Annotated in this window: 14 protein-coding genes and 1 tRNA gene; 8 read left to right on the top strand and 7 right to left on the bottom strand. The window is 72.2% G+C overall.

Annotated elements, in window-relative coordinates; all coding sequences use genetic code 11:
• Nucleotides 1-52: 52 nt before the first annotated feature.
• Entirely contained in the window at nucleotides 53-1,183 is a 1,131-nt protein-coding gene (locus tag FM076_RS29465) for an FAD-dependent oxidoreductase (protein ID WP_173873896.1), read from the bottom strand.
• Between the two features lie 338 nt (nucleotides 1,184-1,521).
• On the bottom strand, nucleotides 1,522-2,871 hold the full coding sequence (locus FM076_RS29460; RefSeq protein ID WP_173873895.1) for an FAD-dependent oxidoreductase: 1,350 nt from the start codon (nucleotides 2,869-2,871) through the stop codon (nucleotides 1,522-1,524).
• Between the two features lie 341 nt (nucleotides 2,872-3,212).
• On the opposite strand from FM076_RS29460, the gene FM076_RS29455 reads away from it, so the two are divergent.
• Nucleotides 3,213-3,289, top strand: a tRNA-Pro gene (locus FM076_RS29455).
• Nucleotides 3,290-3,658: 369 nt separating this feature from the next.
• Here the strand turns inward: FM076_RS29455 and FM076_RS29450 are convergent.
• Both FM076_RS29450 and FM076_RS29445 read right to left on the bottom strand, forming a co-directional pair.
• Nucleotides 3,659-4,003 (bottom strand): hypothetical protein, encoded by a 345-nt coding sequence (locus FM076_RS29450; protein ID WP_173873894.1) that lies wholly within the window; start codon nucleotides 4,001-4,003, stop codon nucleotides 3,659-3,661.
• Between the two features lie 56 nt (nucleotides 4,004-4,059).
• The gene (locus FM076_RS29445) at nucleotides 4,060-5,682 is read right to left on the bottom strand and encodes an endonuclease/exonuclease/phosphatase family protein (protein ID WP_173873893.1); all 1,623 of its coding nucleotides are present in this window, start codon (nucleotides 5,680-5,682) and stop codon (nucleotides 4,060-4,062) included.
• A gap of 308 nt (nucleotides 5,683-5,990) precedes the next feature.
• Between FM076_RS29445 and FM076_RS29440 the strand changes: the two genes are divergently transcribed.
• The 3 genes from FM076_RS29440 to ngcE all read left to right on the top strand — a co-directional run bounded on the left by FM076_RS29440 (nucleotide 5,991) and on the right by ngcE (nucleotide 9,497).
• Nucleotides 5,991-6,425, top strand: coding sequence for a hypothetical protein (locus FM076_RS29440; RefSeq protein ID WP_173873892.1), 435 nt, complete (start codon nucleotides 5,991-5,993; stop codon nucleotides 6,423-6,425).
• Complete coding sequence (locus tag FM076_RS29435; protein WP_173873891.1) at nucleotides 6,415-6,615, top strand: hypothetical protein; 201 nt, start codon at nucleotides 6,415-6,417, stop codon at nucleotides 6,613-6,615. The genes FM076_RS29440 and FM076_RS29435 overlap by 11 nt, the downstream gene beginning before the upstream one ends.
• A gap of 413 nt (nucleotides 6,616-7,028) precedes the next feature.
• Nucleotides 7,029-9,497, top strand: coding sequence for an N-acetylglucosamine/diacetylchitobiose ABC transporter substrate-binding protein (gene ngcE, locus FM076_RS29430; protein WP_345945311.1), 2,469 nt, complete (start codon nucleotides 7,029-7,031; stop codon nucleotides 9,495-9,497).
• A gap of 145 nt (nucleotides 9,498-9,642) precedes the next feature.
• On the opposite strand, the gene FM076_RS29425 is transcribed toward ngcE, so the two are convergent.
• On the bottom strand, nucleotides 9,643-10,503 hold the full coding sequence (locus FM076_RS29425) for a helix-turn-helix domain-containing protein (RefSeq protein ID WP_173873889.1): 861 nt from the start codon (nucleotides 10,501-10,503) through the stop codon (nucleotides 9,643-9,645).
• A gap of 121 nt (nucleotides 10,504-10,624) precedes the next feature.
• Between FM076_RS29425 and FM076_RS29420 the strand changes: the two genes are divergently transcribed.
• The 4 genes from FM076_RS29420 to FM076_RS29405 all read left to right on the top strand — a co-directional run bounded on the left by FM076_RS29420 (nucleotide 10,625) and on the right by FM076_RS29405 (nucleotide 14,046).
• Complete coding sequence (locus FM076_RS29420; protein WP_173873888.1) at nucleotides 10,625-11,524, top strand: oxidoreductase; 900 nt, start codon at nucleotides 10,625-10,627, stop codon at nucleotides 11,522-11,524.
• A gap of 20 nt (nucleotides 11,525-11,544) precedes the next feature.
• A complete protein-coding gene (locus tag FM076_RS29415) occupies nucleotides 11,545-12,213 on the top strand; it encodes an SDR family NAD(P)-dependent oxidoreductase (protein WP_173873887.1) in 669 nt (222 codons plus the stop codon).
• A 550-nt stretch (nucleotides 12,214-12,763) separates the two neighbouring features.
• Nucleotides 12,764-13,441, top strand: a complete 678-nt coding sequence (locus tag FM076_RS29410; protein ID WP_173873886.1) for a hypothetical protein — start codon at nucleotides 12,764-12,766, stop codon at nucleotides 13,439-13,441.
• A gap of 140 nt (nucleotides 13,442-13,581) precedes the next feature.
• Complete coding sequence (locus FM076_RS29405; protein ID WP_173873885.1) at nucleotides 13,582-14,046, top strand: MarR family winged helix-turn-helix transcriptional regulator; 465 nt, start codon at nucleotides 13,582-13,584, stop codon at nucleotides 14,044-14,046.
• Between the two features lie 309 nt (nucleotides 14,047-14,355).
• On the opposite strand, the gene FM076_RS29400 is transcribed toward FM076_RS29405, so the two are convergent.
• Together FM076_RS29400 and FM076_RS29395 are read right to left on the bottom strand one after the other, a co-directional pair.
• Nucleotides 14,356-14,574 carry a hypothetical protein gene (locus FM076_RS29400; protein WP_173873884.1) on the bottom strand — a complete coding sequence of 73 codons (219 nt, stop codon included), beginning with the start codon at nucleotides 14,572-14,574 and terminating at the stop codon, nucleotides 14,356-14,358.
• Nucleotides 14,575-15,391: 817 nt separating this feature from the next.
• Complete coding sequence (locus FM076_RS29395; RefSeq protein ID WP_173873883.1) at nucleotides 15,392-16,282, bottom strand: hypothetical protein; 891 nt, start codon at nucleotides 16,280-16,282, stop codon at nucleotides 15,392-15,394.
• Nucleotides 16,283-16,689: the final 407 nt, after the last annotated feature.

Raw genomic sequence — 16,689 nt, 5'->3', positions numbered from 1 at the left:
CACTAGCGGGACCACTCGTCAGCCCCCCTGACCGGGGCTGCTCGTCAGTCCCCTAGCGCGACTGCTCGTCCCGGCCGACCGCGGCGATCAGGCCCTGGGCCGTCTTGTCGGAGTCGGTCCCATGGCCCTCGACAGTTTCGAGGGCGACCTCGGCGCAACGGAGGAACATGGCCTGCTCGTGTGCGGTGAGCGCGGCCTCGACGTCGCCGGGGTGCGCCGCGAGAGCTTTGCCGAGTTCGGCGCCGTCGAGCATGGCCAGGTTGGCGCCTTCACCGTTCGGGGCCGCCAGGTGGGCCGCGTCACCGAGCAGGGTCACCCCGGGCACCCGGTCCCACCGGTGCCCGGCCGGCAGGGCGTAGAGAGGGCGCAGGACCGGCGGGACGTCGCCGTCGGTGATCAGCGCGGTGAGTTCCGGTGCCCAGCCCTCGAACTCCTTCGCGACCCGCGCGGCGGCCTCGGCGGCATCGTCGAAATCGATGGCGGCGAACCACTCCCGAGGCTCCGCCAGCCCGACATAGGTGTGCAGAGTGTCCCCCCGCTCCCGGTGAGCGAAGATCTCCCTGCCCTCCTTCTGCGCGATCATCGCCCCGCTTCCGACCACCTTCGCGACGGCCGGGTGCCGGGTGTCGGCGTCGAAGAGATAGGTCTCGACAACCGACTTGCCGACGTACTCGGGTGTGACGCCGGAGAGCAGCGGCCGGACGCGCGACCACGCGCCGTCCGCGCCGACCAGCAGGCCGGTGGTGAGCGTGGAGCCGTCGGCGAAAGTCACCTCATGACGCCCGTTTCCGAGGCCACGGGTACCGCTGACCTTGTGCCCCCACCGGACGGTGCCGGCCGGGAGCGAGTCGAGCAGGACCTGTCGCAGCTCGCCGCGCAGCACCTCGGGACGTCCCCCTGTGCCGTCGTCGGCCTGCTCGAACAGGAGCGTCCCGTCCGGGTCGAGGACCCGCAGTGCCTGGCGGCCCTCGAGAATGAGACCACGGAACTCGTCCATCAGGCCGGCGGCTTCGAGGGCGATGTGCCCGTTGTAGTCGTGGATGTCGAACATCCCGCCCTGCGAACGGGCCGTCGGTGACGACTCGGCCTCGTAGACCGTGGCCGATATGCCGTGGAGGTGCAGGACGCGGGCGAGCGTGAGGCCGCCGAGCCCGGCGCCGATGATGGTGACATCAGTGGTCATGGGACTTTCTTCCTGATCCTGGCCCCCTGGGCGGGCGCCTGGCGGTTCCCGCCGGGAGCGCCGTTCCAGTACGTCGGGACGATGCGTCGGTGCTGGCCGGCGCCGTGTTGTCCGGCGCCGACGAGTTCCACTCTCCCGTCCGCTGTCGACAGATCACCGACAGACCACTGACCACCGTCGACAATCCCCCGACAACGCCCCGGCAGTCCCGTAGGGACGCCACCACCCGTTCCGTCCACCCCGCTGCCGGCTGCGCCTGTTCCGGTTCCGCCTGTTCCGTCCCTGGAGTCGGATTGCCGGCGGCCATGGGGCCGCGGAGCGCGGGCGCGTTCGCCGGTTCACGGCACGGGTGTCCGCGCCACCTCGGGGGACGACGACTCCAGCGGTACGGACCAGGAACGCACCAGCCCCAGCTGGGCCGCCTGCCTCGGCAGCACCGCGTCCAGCGCCCAGTCCGCCAGCACGCGGATCCGGTTCCCCGGCATGGAGGCGAGGTGATAGCCGCGCGTCACCAGGTTGGCGAGCGGCCCGGAGAGGGGCACGCGCAGCGGGTTCGCGGCAGCCTGCACGCCACCGAGGTCGACCATGAAGCCGAGATCGTGATGCTTGTAGGGACGGGACGCGCCGTAACCGAGGGAAGCCGCGAGGTTGCGTCCCGCGACCTTCCCCTGCCGCACCGCATGCTGGGCGGTCATGGGAGTGATCTCTCCCGGCCGCGTCAGGTCGGGCACCGCCGCCGCGTCACCGCAGGCCATGACGTCCGGCCGGCCGGGCACCCGCAGGTACTCGTCGACCATGAGCCGCCCCTGCTGGGTCTCCAGCCCCAGGTCCTTCACCAGCGGGTCCGGGCGCACGCCCACGCACCAGATCAGCGAGCGAGTGGGGATGAACTCACCGTCACTGAGGAGCACACCCTCGCTGGTCGCCTCCTTCACCGACATCTGGGTCCGTACGTCCACACCGCGTTTCCGCAGCACCCGGTGAGCGGTGTCGGACAGGCGTTTGTCCAGCTCAGGAAGGACGCGCGGGGCGAGGTCGAGCAGCATCCAGCGGGGTGTCCCGTCGGCGTGGGCGCCATCCGCCTCGGACCGGCGTGCGCCGCGGCTGTGCTGCCGGGCCAGCGAGTCGGTGAACATCTGGCCGTGCGCCGCGACCTCGGTGCCCGTGTAGCCGGCGCCCACGACGACGAAAGTGCGGCGCGCCGCGGCCTCCTCCGGGTCGTCACAGGCCGCCGCCAAGGCGAGCTGCCGGTTGATGTGGTCCCGCAGATACAGGGCCTCGGGCATGCCGCGGAAACCGTGCGCGTGTTCGGCGACCCCGGGAATCGGCAGCAGCTTGTTGACGCTGCCGACCGTCAGCAGGAGCCTGTCGTAGCCCAGCTCTCCCGAGCGCCCCTCGGGGTCCACGTACCGCAGCCGGCGGCGGTCGAAGTCGACCTCTCCCACCTCGCCGAGTACGAGCCGTACGCCTGGCAGGGTGCCCGCCAGCGAGACGGAGACCCGCCGCGGCTCCAGCACGCCGGAGGCGACCTCGGGAAGCAGCGGCAGATAGAGGAAGTAGTCGTTGGGGTTCACCAGCACGATCTCCACGGCGCCACGGAGCGTGCGCGGGAGCGTACGTGAAAGAGTTCGCGCCGCCTGGTATCCGGCGAATCCAGCTCCGACGATCACAATGCGGGACCGGCTCACAGCCGAGACCTCCTCCCCGGGAGCGGGGCCGGAGCCACCTGGCAACTCCGGCCATGTGTCGCAGAAGAGCCGGAGTTCCCGCGCACCTCCCGGACAAACTCCGGTGAGCCCACGCTCCCGGGGGCCGAGCCTTCCCCTCCCCCGCTTCCCTGGGGGCGCCCACTCCCCCGGTGCGCCCGGCGCACCCGAGCCACGGTCCGGGTCCTCCCCCGGACCGCCCGGAGGAGGCCCGCCGGGAGGGCCGGCCCGATGGAGGGGGGTGGGAGCGAGCACCCCCTGAAGTGCTGTATTGTTCTTTGTGCGCGAGCGGGACGGGGCAAAACCCCGGACCGAACGAGCACCGGGACGTGGCGCAGTTTGGTAGCGCACTTGACTGGGGGTCAAGGGGTCGTGGGTTCAAATCCCGCCGTCCCGACCAGGTTGTAGCTGGTCGGAGGCCGTTTCCACCGAGAGGTGGGAACGGCCTTCCGTGTTTTGCGGACGTTGAGTGGTCGCCATCGGTACGGGACAGATGTGCGGGCCCCGATATCGCAGCGGCGTACGGCCTGGTGGTCGTGGCGTGGTCGCGGACTTGCTCCCCTCGGTCGAGTGCGGCATGGCGTCGACGGCGTGGCCGGCCGTGCGCTGGGGCACATAAGCGTGGAGGTTCGCGGTGGCGGAGAGGGCCGAGTGCCGCGCGGCCCGCGAGGAGCGGCCGCCGCACCCGGCGCGTACATGCTTGGAGCTGGGCGACCGCGCAAGCGCAGGGCTTCGAGGCTGCTCGGAACGGGGAAGCGGAAGCACGCGCTCAGTGCTCGTCCTTCTTCTCCGTGAACTTCACGCTGTTGAAGGTGGCCGCGGTGCCGAAGGGGGTGTAGTCGCCGTCTTCCATCGTCAGGAAGAACGTGGAGACCTTGCACTTGGTGGCGGTGTAGAGGTGTGCGTACAGCCCGCTCTGGTTGTTGGCCCAGTTCCCCTTCCCCACGGGCCAGCACTGGCCCTTCTTCGGGTTGTGGAACTTGTTCGGGTTGCTGCCGTCGGTGGAGGTCGAGTAGGCGAAGTAGGGTGCCTCGGCCTGGGTGGCGGGCGGCGCGGCCGCTGTGAGTGCGGTGAAGAGGGCCGCGGCGCACAGGATGGTCGTCGTACGGCGCACGAGAGGACTCCGTTCGGCTGGGTGTGGGCCCCGGGCCGGCCGGCCCGGGTGGCGGGTCAGGGACGTCGGATCTCGTAGGTGGTGACCACGGCGGCATGGTCGGAGGGCCAGGCGTTGTAGCGGTAGCGGGGGTGGTCCTCCCAGGCGGGGTGGTCCTCGGCGGGGGCCGGGGCGCCGGCCGTGAGCGTGTGCGAGTCGAGGGCACGCAGCCGCCTGCCCTTGTGGAAGATGAAGTCGATGCGGTCCAGCGGCTCGACGCGTTGCAGCTCCTCGCGCCACAGGGTGACCGGCGACCAGGTCAGGCCCGGGTTCGCCGAGGGATCGGGGTGGACGGCGCGGTAGGAGTCGGTGAAGGCCGCGTCTTCGAGCAGCAGGGTGGCCGGCCAGTTGACGGGCGGTGTCAAGACCTCGCTGGTCCAGTCGAGGTGGGAGGGGCTGTTGAAGTCGCCCAGGATGATCACCGGCTGGTCGTCCGCCCGGGCCGTGTAGGGGGCGAGCGGCGCGAGGATGTGTTCCTCCATCTCCTCGGCCCGGGCCGAGGCGCCCTCCTGTGCCTGTACGGCGGGTGTGAAGCGGCGCGTGCCGGGCGGGGCTTTGTCGGGGCCGTAGCAGGTGTGGTCGAGGTGGACGGTGCACACCTGCACCGTCACCGCGCCGACGACGACGGCGGTGCGCAGGTAGTGCTGGCCGAAGCCGCCGGCGTCGGGGTCGATGGGGTACCGCGAGAGGACGCCCACGTCCTTGTCGTCGACCGGGTCGTCGTTCAGGCGGGGGTACTGGTGGTAGTACCAGCCCAGACGCTCGGCCAGGCGTCGGACCGTGCCGGGTTCCTGATAGCGGTGGACCTCCTGGAGGGCGACGAGGTCGATGCCGCTTTCCAGCAGGACGCGCAGGACCTTGTCCTCCCCGTTGAGGACGCGCGTGGCGTCGTACCACATGTTCCAGGTGGCCACCCGGAGCCGGTCGGTCACCGGGTCGGTTCCGGCCCGTACCGGGATGCGGACGGCGATGGTCGCGGGGCGGGCGCCGGGGTCCTCGGCGTCGTGGGCGGTGACCACGAGGTGCCCGTAGCGGCCCGCCGTTCCCTCCGGGGCGACGCCCGTCACCTCGCCGGCCGGTGAGACCGACAGCCAGTCGTCCCCGCTGTGCCCGGTGAAGACGACGGGCCGGCCGAAGGACCGCAGCAGCCCGGCCAGCGGCACGCAGACGGGCTGCCCGATCAGCACGTTGGCGGTGGTGAAGGAGCCGACCAGGAAGTACGGTTCCGAGGTCAGCTCGAAGGGGAGCGGCTCGGCCAGGTCGATGACGCCCTCACCTGCTCGGTCGCTCCCGCCGGCCCGGGCGTGGCCGGTCCCGGCGGCCTGCTGGAGCTTGAGGACGTAGGAGCCGGGCGAGATGGCGTCGTCCTCGCCGGGGTCGGTGGACAGGCCGGAGAACCACACGACCCCGGCCCTGCCCGGTGCGTACTCGAAGGTGACGCACTCCTCTTCCGTGTCCTGGCTCGCGTCCACGTGCGGGTTCGTGTCCCGGTCCGGCTCCGTTTCCGGGGGCGGGGCCGCGTCCGGGTCCCGGTAGAGGGCGACGCGGTTGTCGCCCGCCGCCTCCACCTCGTAGAAGACGGGGATATCCGCTCCGGGCCGCAGCGGCTCGCTCGTGCAGAGGCTGATCCGGTTCGGCATCGTGGACTCCGGTCGCTCGACGGGGCGCAGCCGTTGGCCTTCGGCCCTCTTCGTCCCGGGGCGGCTCCCCGGGCGATGACATGGATATGCCCCGCGTCCTCCGATGCCGTGTGGACGGGCCACGAGCTTCCGCCGATCGAAGGACACCCTCTGGGACCAGCGGTCCCCGAGTTTCCGTCATCCGAAGGGCGCCCCTGTGACACCAGCGGTCCCAGAGGGGGAAGAGGAACTCCTCTCCCCGTCGGCGAGTCTGGTCACGACGTGCGGCGGGTCGTAGCGTGAGGCAGAGGCCGAGGGAGGGGGGCCGCGTGGGGGGCTTCGACGCGGAAGGCCGGCGGGCGGTGGCGCGGACCTATGCGGGTCTCGGTGCGGGGTTTGCCGCCCTGGGAACGGTGTGTGCCCTGTGGGGCGGGCCGCTTGGGACCGTCTTCGCCGCGATCGCCGGGCTGAGTGCGCTGCTCGCGCTGACAGCGGCGGCCGGATTCCGGCAACTGGCGCCGGGAGGCAGCACCGTTCACGCGGACATGGCCCAGTTCGGCTGGGGGCTGCTGAACATCGTATGGACGCTGCTGTCGGTGCTGATGCCGGTCGCGGTGTGTGTCTGGTTGTTCGTCATGGACGAGGAGTTTTGGGGAGGCACGCTGAGGACGGGAGTCGCACTGCCGGTGTTCCTGGTGTTCAGCGCGCTCGTGCGACAGGCCCACCGCCAGGCAGCCAGGACGTTCGACGAAAGTGCCCGATGAGCCCGCCGAGGGTGAGCCCCAGGCCGCCGTCATGTCCGTGCATCCGGTGGAGCCGCGCGAGCCGGTCAGGGTGATGTCGTACGAGCAGCGGTGGCCGGTGGACATCACCTCCTCCAGAAGAGCGGTCCCGTCCCGCATCCAGGCGGCCGCTCGCTCGAAGGGGAGAGTGCACCGCGTGACCTCGAAGTAGCGGACCAGCAGCCCTTTTTCGTGTTCCCGTGGGATGGGCGCGAACGCCACGCTCAGCACGTCGCTGTGCGCACCGGCGGGCGGAGCCCGTCCAGCCGCAGCTCTTCGACGCGGCGCGCGCTGCCGAAACCGCCGCCGACTGCTGGGGCATCCCGTGGACGCCTTCGCTCAGCAGCGGCGGAGTGTGCCTCTTCTCGCCGAGGGCGGGCAGGGCCCCGCCGGCGCTCCCAGGGGCAGTGGACACCCGCGGGCGCAGCGGCGACCCACCGGCCCGCGCCAACCTTCCCGCCCCGTTCGCGCGACGGCGGTGACCACGACTCCAGGGGCGGTCCGGCGGCACGTCCGGCCGGGAAGGGTGATACTGGCGCCGCGCACCGGAGCATGTGCGAGGTGTCTTGGGGGGAGGAGATCCGGGTGAAGCCACTGGCTGCTGCCGATCCGCGACGGATCGGGCCGTTCCGGCTCGTCGGTGTACTCGGGGGCGGGGGGATGGGCCGGGTCTATCTGGGCCGCTCGGCAGAAGGCCGTACGGTCGCGGTGAAGGCGGCCCGCGCCGAGCTGGCCGATGACGAGCACTTCCGGGTCCGGTTCGCCCGCGAGGTGGCCGCCGCACGGCAGGTGGAAGGCCCCTTCGTCGCTCCGGTCGTGGCGGCGGACCCGGAGGGGGCGGCCCCCTGGATGGCGACGGCCTACCTGCCGGGCATCTCCCTGACGGACGCCGTACTGGCGCACGGGCCACTGCCCGAGCGTGCCGCGGGAATGCTGGCCGCCGGACTCGTGGAAGCACTGGCCTCGATCCACGCGGCGGGCATCGTGCACCGCGACCTCAAGCCGTCGAACGTGCTGCTGACCGCCGAGGGGCCTCGCGTCATCGACTTCGGCATCGCCTACGCCGCCGCGGCCACCGCGTTGACCCATACGGGCATGGTCATCGGGACACCGGGGTTCATGGCGCCCGAACAGGTGAGTTCGGCGGGGCCCGCTGTGACGGGCGCGACCGATGTGTTCGCGCTGGGCGGGGTGCTCACCTTCGCGTCGACGGGACACGGCCCCTTCGGCAGCGCCGAGCCACAGGTCCTGATGTACCGGACGGTGCACGAGCGGCCCCGTCTGGACCGGGTCCCCGCCGCGCTTCGTGAAGCGGCTGCCGCGTGCCTGGCCGGGAACCCGCGCGACCGCCCCGGCATCGCGTGGTTGCGCGAGAGACTGGGCCCGGCGGGCCCGTACGGGGACTGGCTCCCCGCACCTGTCACGCACAGCCTGCTCGAACTGGCCGGGCGCGTCATGGAGGCGGACGGCCCGCCGCTGCCGGATGCGGGTGCCGAACCGTCGCCGGACCGGCCGTCGTCCGGCCCGGCAGCCGACGGCACCGGAGGCAAGGCAGCAGCCGACGGGACAGCGCTCCTTCCCCGCACCCGGTCGCCGCACGAGGCGCCCACCCAGACGGCACGGACCCGTCCCCTCACCCTCGGCCCCCGGCCGAGCCGGCGGGGCCTTACCCGGCGCGGCACGCTGATCGGATTCTCCGGCGCCGCGGCCGCGGCGGCGGGCGGACTCGCCTGGACGCTGCGCCCCCAGGCGAGAGACAGGGGAAAGCGCCCCAACCCGCTCGGGGTGACGGCCCAGGACGAACTGTCCGTCGTCGCCTTCAAGAAGGGAGCGGGCGGGTTCGGCGACGCGTACCTCCAAGAGGCGGAAGAACGCTATCGGCGTGCCTTCCAGGGAAGCCACGTCTCGCACCGCGCCACCGAGAACATCGCCAAGACCGTGCTGGCCCGGCTCCACGCCTCGGCCCCACCCCCGGACCTGGTGCAGAACTCGGGCTCCTCACCGCTCGACCTGCACGCGCTGATCCGGGACGGGGAACTGACGGACCTGGGACCACTGCTGGACGCGCCGTCGCCCGACGCGCCGGGAACGACCGTCCGGGAGACCCTCCGCCCGGGCACCCTTGCGCGGGAGGGTGCGGGCGGCTCCTCCGTGTATGTGCTGCGGTACGCGAGCCTGGTGCTCGGCATCTGGTACATCCCCGAGCTGTTCGAGGAGTTCGGCTGGGAGTACCCGCACACCTGGGACGCGATGCTGGAATTGTGCGCCGCCGCGAAGAAACAGGGCCTCGCGGGGTGGGCGTTCGCCGGCAGCTACCCCTCGTACCTGCTCTATCTCGTCCTGCCTCTCATCGGTAAAGCGGGCGGACGCGGCGCGCTGGAGGCCATCGACAACCTGGACAGCGGCGCATGGCACCACGAGGCGGTGCGGGACGCCTTCGAGGCGGTCTACGAACTGGGGGCGAAGGGGTACGTGCATCCGCGCAGCGCGAGTTGGAGCCACCTGTCCTCCCAGGCGGCCTGGCTCGACGGGAAAGCGCTCTTTCTCCCCAACGGCAGCTGGCTGGAGGAGGAGATGGCCTCGGCTCCCGGGACCTACGACGAGATGGCGGTCGCCCCCACTCCCACGCTGGACGCCTCGGACGCGCTGCCGTTCCCCACGATGTGGCACCTGCCCTCGAGGCCCTTCTTCGTCCCGCGCAAGGCACGGAACCCAAAGGGCGGGATGGAACTCCTCCGCATCATGCTCGGCCGCACCTCGGCCCGGCGCTTCACCGAACTGACCGGGAGCCTCACCACCGTCGACCGTGCCGAGCACGCGCGGGACCTGCCTTCCGGTGCGGCCTCCGCCGCGCGTGCCCTGGCCCGGGCCGGACGCCATGTCCTCAACCCCCGTCTCCCCGACTGGCATCCCGGGCTGTGCCGCAACAGGATCGGTCCCGTACTGGGTGAGCTGATCACGGCCCGCGTACGGCCCGCGGAGGCCAGGGACCGTATCCAGCGCCACGCCGATGCGGCCGCCCGGGACGGCAAGGGGCCCGGGCCGCGCCACTGAGCCGCCGGCCGTCGCCACTCAGCCCGGCGCGGCAGCGAGGCGGCCGCACCAGTACCGAGGAGTCCGCCGCGACTTGGACCGCTACCGGCCGCTCCCCTCCCCGGACGGCACCGCACACGCCGTGCAGGCGCGCGATGAGCGACCGCTACGGCTGAGCCCCGTCCTTCCTCCCCGCACGCTCCTCTCCCGCGAGGAGCCGCAGTGCCGTGTCGTCCTTGCTGCCGGGCTGCGGGAAGTACACGTACAGCACATGCCCCTCGGGGCCGGCGAGTGCGAAGGTTTCGAAGTCGAGGGAGAGGATGCCGGCGTCCTCGACCGCGAGCCGCTTCCGGCCGGTCACGCGGTCGTACACATCGTGCGAGTCCCACAGGGCGCGGAACGTGTCGCTGCGCTCCCGCATGCTCGCCACGAACTCGTCCAGCTCCGCGGGCCGGCCCGCCACGGTGGTACGCAGGCCGGCGACGGCCTGGACGGCGATGTCCTCCCAGTCGGGGTACACCCTGGGGGCACGGGGGTCGAGGAAGGTGAACTCGATCAGGTTGTGCCCTGGGCTCCACGCCGGGTTGACCCGGGCCGCGAGGGCGGTACCGGCCAGGACGTCGCGACGGGGACCGACGACGAAGGCGGGCAGGTCGGCCCACCGTTCGAGCAGTACCAGCACCCCCGGCCGCACGGCGTCGACCGGCTCCGCGCCGCTGCCGGCCGCCGGTGCGAGCGACGGCGCCACCAGGGACCACAGATAGGTCCGCTCGGTGTCGTCCAGGCGCAGCACACCGGCCAGGGCTTCGAGGATCTCGCGGGAGGGGTGCCGGTCGCGGCCCTGTTCGATGCGGGTGTAGTAGGAGGGGCTGACACCGGCGAGCAGCGCCAGTTCCTCGCGGCGCAGACCCTTGACCCGCCGTCGTGTGTTGTCGACGACTCCGGCGGAGGCGGGGTCGACGCGTTCCCGGCGGCTGCGCAGGAAGGAGCCGAGGCGGTTGTCGTTCTGGTTGTTGTCACGAGTCATCCAGCCGGATTCTACGGACGCCGCCTGCCCCCGGCGCGGCAGGCACCGCCGAAGCTGACCCTCCGGGAGCCACCCTCGGAGGGGCGTGGCACCCGCGCCGGAGTCCCGTTGTAATCAAGGCATGACGAATGAAGTTGTCACAGCAGAGGAACCGGCGGGCGGCGCCGAGGGGGCGCCGGTCTGGCTGATCACCGGATGTTCGAGCGGTCTTGGCCGCGCCCTGGCCGAGCACGCGCTGTCACGCGGCGACCGCGTCGCGGTGACCGCTCGCGACGTGGCGAGCGTCCGGGACCTCGCCACCGCCCATGGTGACCGGGCGCTGGCCCTGCGGCTGGACGTCACCGACCCGGCGTCGGTGACCGCGGCCGTCGAGGCGTGCGAGAAGGAGTTCGGGCGTGTGGACGTCCTGGTCAACAACGCCGGCTACGGCTACCTGGCTGCCATCGAGGAAGGAGAGGACGCCGCGGTCCGGGACCTGTACGACACCAATGTGCACGGCGTGGTCACCGTCCTGAAGGCGGTGCTGCCCGGTATGCGGGCCCGCCGTTCGGGGCGCATCGTGAATGTCTCCTCCTTCGGCGGTCTCGCGGCGTTCGCCGCGACCGGCTACTACCACGCCACCAAGTTCGCGCTCGAAGGACTGTCCGAGTCGCTGGCCGCGGAGGTCGCCCCGCTCGGCATCGCGGTCACCCTCGCCGAGCCGGGCGGCCTGCGCACCCGGTGGGCGGGGAGTTCCATGCAGCAGTCCCCCATACGCCTGGACGACTACGAGCAGACCGCCGGCAAGCGCCGTGAGACCACCTTTGCCGTCTCCGGCCGCCAGCCCGGCGACCCGGTCCGCGCCGCCGCGGCGATCGCCGCCGCCGTCGACGCCGAGACACCGCCGCTGCGGCTCCTGCTCGGCTCGGACGCGCTCGCCGGCGCCCGCGCCCGCCTGGAACGCCTGCGAAGCGAGATCGACGCGAACGAGACACTGACCAGGAGCGCGGACCTGGAGCCGGCATCAGGGGCGGCAGCGTGACCGCGGGTAAGAACACCGCCATGCCCCGTGGGGCGTTCGTGGTGATCGGTGCCGGCCCTGGGCTGGGGGCCGCCGCGGCACGCCGGTTCGGCCGGGAGGGGCATCCGGTCGGGCTGGTCGCACGCGACGCGGAGCGCCTGGAGCGGATGGCCGCCGACCTGGCCCGCGAGATCCCGGCGCCGGTCGCCGCCCCGGCCACCGCGACCGCGGACGTGACCGATCCGGACGAGCTGGCCGCCGCGCTCGGCGCGCTGCGCGAGCGGCTCGGCCCCATCGAGGTGGTGCTCTTCAGCCCGCGACCGAGTCTGGAGTGGATCAAACCGGTACTGGACACCGAGCCGCAGGACGTCGCGAACGCGCTGGCGCTCAGCGTCGTCGCCGCCACGGCGGTGGTCCGCACGGCGGCCGCGGACATGCGCCGCCACGGCCGTGGCACGCTGTTGTTCACCACCGGCGGCGCCGCCGTCGAACCGCACCGCGACCGCGCGGTGTCCGGGATCGCCTACGCGGCCGAGTCGGCCTACGTCCGCATGCTCCACGACGCGCTCGGCGACGAGGGCGTGTACGCCGCGCAGCTCACGGTCGTCGGACCCATCGGCCCCGGGGCACGGCACGAACCGGATGCGGTGGCCGGACAACTGTGGCAGCTCCACACCCGGCGCGACCATCCGCTGCTCGTCCTGCGCTGACGAGGAGAGTGCCCGGCCGACCGCCTCGGCCAGCTCTGCCACCGTGCCGCCCGGCCTCCGGCATCCGGCATCCGGCCGCAAGACGACCGGGTCGCTCATCGACGACTCCCCTCGCCAGCGCCCGGAGCGCCGGCGGCCGAGTCCGCGGCTCTCTCCAGGCCGCACCCTTCTCCGTGGTGGGGTCAAGGGGCGTGGGTCCACACCCCGCCGTCCCGAGCGGTGAAAGAGCAGGTGAGGGCGGGTTTCCCGATACGGGAGACCCGCCCTCGCCGCTTCTTGAGGGCCACCTGGGAGAAATCCGGGAGATGATCTCGGAGTCATCGCGGCAGGGCCGCGCCCATGACGGACGCGGATCGGACACCCAGGCCGACTCGGGCTCTTCGTGGCGGGTGGCGACGGTAGTGGCCGTTGTTACCAAGTGCGGACACAAACCGGTGAACAACTTGTGCTCGGGTGCCATCTCACGGGGTGCAGCGAACAGGAGCTGCGACCGGTACCCGCGGTTGAGCGTCGGTGCCGGATTCCGACACCCTTGGGGGGAATACGCATCATGACCGTTCGTACTCGTCGCACCGTCCGTTCCGCCGGCCTGGTGGCCGCCGCCGTCGCCGCGGCGCTCTCGCTGACCGCCTGCCAGAGCGGGGGCAAGGAAGCGGCCATGGAGAAGAAGGACTCCGCCGCCTCCACGGCCGCTTCCACCACCGGCAGCGGTGGTACGAAGAGCGAAGGCGCCCGGACCGCAGCGGGCAAGGACCAGATCCGCGAGCAGAGCGGGTCGCCCGCCAACGCCGGCGCTCCGAAGACCACCGCCAAGAAGGGTTCGACCCGTACCCAGAAGCTGGTGGACGGCAGCACGGCCAAGATCCAGAAGCTCGGTGAGCAGCACTACCGCGCCAAGATCGTCAACGGTGGTTCGGTCCTGGCCACCATGGAGACGAAGGGGCACGACGCCGGGCTCGACGCCAACGACATGTTCGTCGTGCTGACGCTGGGCGGCGAGGTGCACTCCTGGATGGGCGGCGGGCACCAGGGGCCGGGCACCTTCCAGCTCGCGGGCGGCTGGACCGCCAAGGTCAAGAAGCTCGGTGAGCTGCGCTACCAGGCGCAGATCATCGGGAACGACGGGGTGGCCGCCACGCTGAAGACCAACGGGCACGACGCCGGGCTCAACGCCAACGGTGTCTACATCGTGCTCAGCAGCGGCGGCGTGATCAGCGCCCACGCGTAAGCACTTGCCCGGTCACGCGGCGGTGGAGCCACCCGGAGGTGGTTCCACCGCCGCGGTCATGACTGCCTTCGCCGGCCATGGCCGCCTTCGAACGGCCTTTCTCTCTCCCCCCAATGGCGCCGACTCAGGAGGGAGACAACATGCCGTCCAGGACCACGGACCGCGCGAGCACCGCCTACTTCCCCCGGCTTGCCGCGGAGCGCTTGGACATCGCCCTGTGCCGGGCCTCAGCCACGGTCGCGAGGGCCGCGGACGCCCACGCCGGGGCCCTCGGACTGGGCGTCGGCCAGCACCTGGTGCTGAAGATGCTCCCCGAGGTCGGCCCCTGCTCGCAGCGCGTCCTGAGCGACGAGTCGCGCATCGACCGCACCGTGATGGTGGGCATCTGCGACGGTCTCGAACAGGCGGGCCACGTACGCCGCGAACGAGACGTCGCGGACCGCCGCGCCTACGCCGTCCCCCTCACCGATTCCGGCCGCCGGCTCCTCGCCCAGGCGGAAGACGCCGTGCCCGAGTTCCTCGACGGCACCTTCCATGCCCTCAGCCCTGCCGAGCGCCGGCAGCTCTCGGACCTCCTCGGCAAACTGCTGCGGACCGAACCGTGACGGTTCCCCCGGCCTCGCCCCCACCCTCGGCACCGGCTCCGGCAGCACCCGCCCCTCGTCGGCCCCCCTTCTCATCCGTCGGAGCCCCTGCCGGTCACGTCTGAGCAGCGCGCCACTCGCTCGACGGGATCCGCAACGCGCATCCGCCGAGTACTTGCCGCCAGCGGTTTCTTCGGCATCGAGCCGTTCCGCCCACAGGCCGACGCGGGCTCGGTCGCGCGGACGGCCTTTCGTGGAGCGGTCGTCGGGCCGGGTCGCGCACGGCCCGGGCCGGCCCGTTGAGGTGCGCGACGACGAAGGCCGGGATCATCACCGCGGCGATCCATCCGCCTGCCGCTCGGCTCGGCGGTGCGACGAGGAGAGGAGCACGCTGTCGACGATCAGGGCGACCCCGCCCGCAGCGACCAGCGCTCGTGCGTGATCCGACCAGGAAGGGACCAGCCCGCGGACGTGGTCCGCGCACACGAAGTGCCCGGCACCGGTGCACACCAGGAAGGCCGCCAGTGCGACGGCCGCCGTAGCCTTCACGCCATGACGGTGCCGCCGACCGGGGCGTGGACGCTTGAACGAAACGATCGCCGTCTGCACTTCGCAACCGGCCCGGCGGCGACGAAGTTCGCCGAGTCATGCTCCTTCCGGCTGCACCCCCACCGGCACCCGGCTGGAAGATCGTGCTCGCACCCGGCGGCGGTGCCGAGGTCGGCTACGTGGGTGACCGCACCGCCGCCGCGACCGGTGTGGTCGTGCCGCCGCAGCCGGCACACACCTGCACCGTGTCCCCGGCCTACGTCGTCCTCTTCCTGGACCCGTGGGAACGGGCGCTCGGCACCGGCCCAGCGGCCCTGGACGAGACCGCGCCCAGGCGCGTGCTCGCGGCTCTCGGTCGCCCCGGTCCCGGCGCCGACCTGGACGCGGCCCGTGCCGAGCTGAGGAGGCTCGCCGGAGGGAGCGCCCCGCTCGATCCCCGGGTCGCCCACGCGGTACGGCAGGTCACCCGCGCCGGATCCACCCCCAGGGTCGGCGCGGTCGCCGTCCGGGTAGGGCTCTCCCCGTCGCGGTTGCGCATGCCCGTCCGTGACGGGGTGGAGGTACCCCTTCCACGGCTGCCCCTGTGGGCCGTGCTACACGCCGCCATGGCCGAACCACCGGCCGAATCCGCGGCCTGTGCGGCCGCTTTCGCGGGCTTCGCCGACCAGGCGCACCTCACGCGCACGGCGCGGACCCACGCAGGCCGCACCCCGTCGGGGATCCTTCGCCCGAAAGCGTCCGCGGGCAGTCCCCGGGCCCGCGCGATGCGGGAGAGTGACCTTGAGGGCTCTCCCTCCCGTCCCACGGAACATCGAACTCAGCCGCGGTGGAGCGCACTCCGGCGTCGATGGTCCTCCAGCATGGCGTCGAGACGATCGCGGAGCAGCGTACGGCCGAGATCGTCGTAGGCGCGGGCCCACAGGGGGTGGAGTGCGGGAAGGCGCTGCTCGTCCTCGTGGTAGGCGGCGGTGAGCCCCAGAAGGGCGCTCGCAGGGTGGCCCGCGTCGAGCATCCGGGAGGCGTCGGCCAGGATGGTGTCCGTCTCCCCGGTGAAGGCCGGGTACTCGCCGGCGAAGGCGTCATCCGGTGCGAGGACGCCGATGCCGGTGCCGGACGGGTCGGGCTCGTGGCGCCAGCCGGCCGGCGTCGCCAGATCGAGCGGAACCTCCACGTCGCCGCCGTCGGGGCCCACCCCGTGGTCCGGGGTGGGATGGACGCCGAGCACGGCGGACAGCCGTGCCACCTGGGCGCGGCGGCGCTCTCCCCCGTTGCGCAGGGCGAGGGCGAGCAGGAAGGTGAGGCCGTCCAGGGTGTTCCGGCCTATGATGCCCGGGTCCTTGTGGCCGAAGGAGGCCACGGGATGGTCGGTGCGCCCGAGCTCCGGCGCGGGGACCACCCATCCGACGCAGGTGCCGTTGCCCAGGTCCGCGAAGGGGAGAAGTTCCGGTACTGACATGAACGGTACGTGGTGCCGACGGAACACCTCCCCCGCGTAGCAGTCCTCCCACCCCTGGGGCGCGAGGGGTGCCTCACACAGGTCGAACGGCAGGGCGGAGCTGGTCTGCACACGGAACGCGTCGTACAGGCCCTCCTCGTACAGGTCCGTCTCGAGGAATCCCTCCTCCCAGGCGACATCGATCACCGTGGCGAGTGCGGGCGGGGTCGGGAAGGGGAACAGGTCGTCGGTCCAGCGCGGTGTTGTCGTCATGGAACGGTGAGTGTCGCACTCGCGTCCGACAGCTGCCGTAGTGGTGCGTGCTCAGTCGGTCGGACCCTGCGTCAGCCGCGGAGTGCTGTCACTCGACGAGACGGCCCGGTGACCCCGGAACGCCCCCTCGGGACGGCTGACTGCCGCCTCAGCAGGGGCGCGACGCGCGGCTCGGACCCGGCGCTCTGGGGGCGGGGCGGCGTGTGAGCCGCACAGGATCGAGCAGGTCGGTCCGAGTGGTGATCACCGGCTGGCCCGCCCGTGCCTCTTCCCCCGTGCCTGGGCCGGGGTCACCGTATGGCGCGCGGATCAGCCCTCCGTACTGCGCGAACGGCGGGGGTCACCGCCGCGACGGGTGGGCCGTCGGGGTGCCGGGCGGTGCCGGGGCGTCCGCGGATGGTCATCAT

The sequence above is a fragment of the Streptomyces albus subsp. chlorinus genome (assembly GCF_013302895.1).
GTDB lineage: Bacteria > Actinomycetota > Actinomycetes > Streptomycetales > Streptomycetaceae > Streptomyces > Streptomyces chlorinus.
Note: the sequence above shows the minus strand (reverse complement) of the source record. Positions and strands in the feature narration are given on the sequence as shown.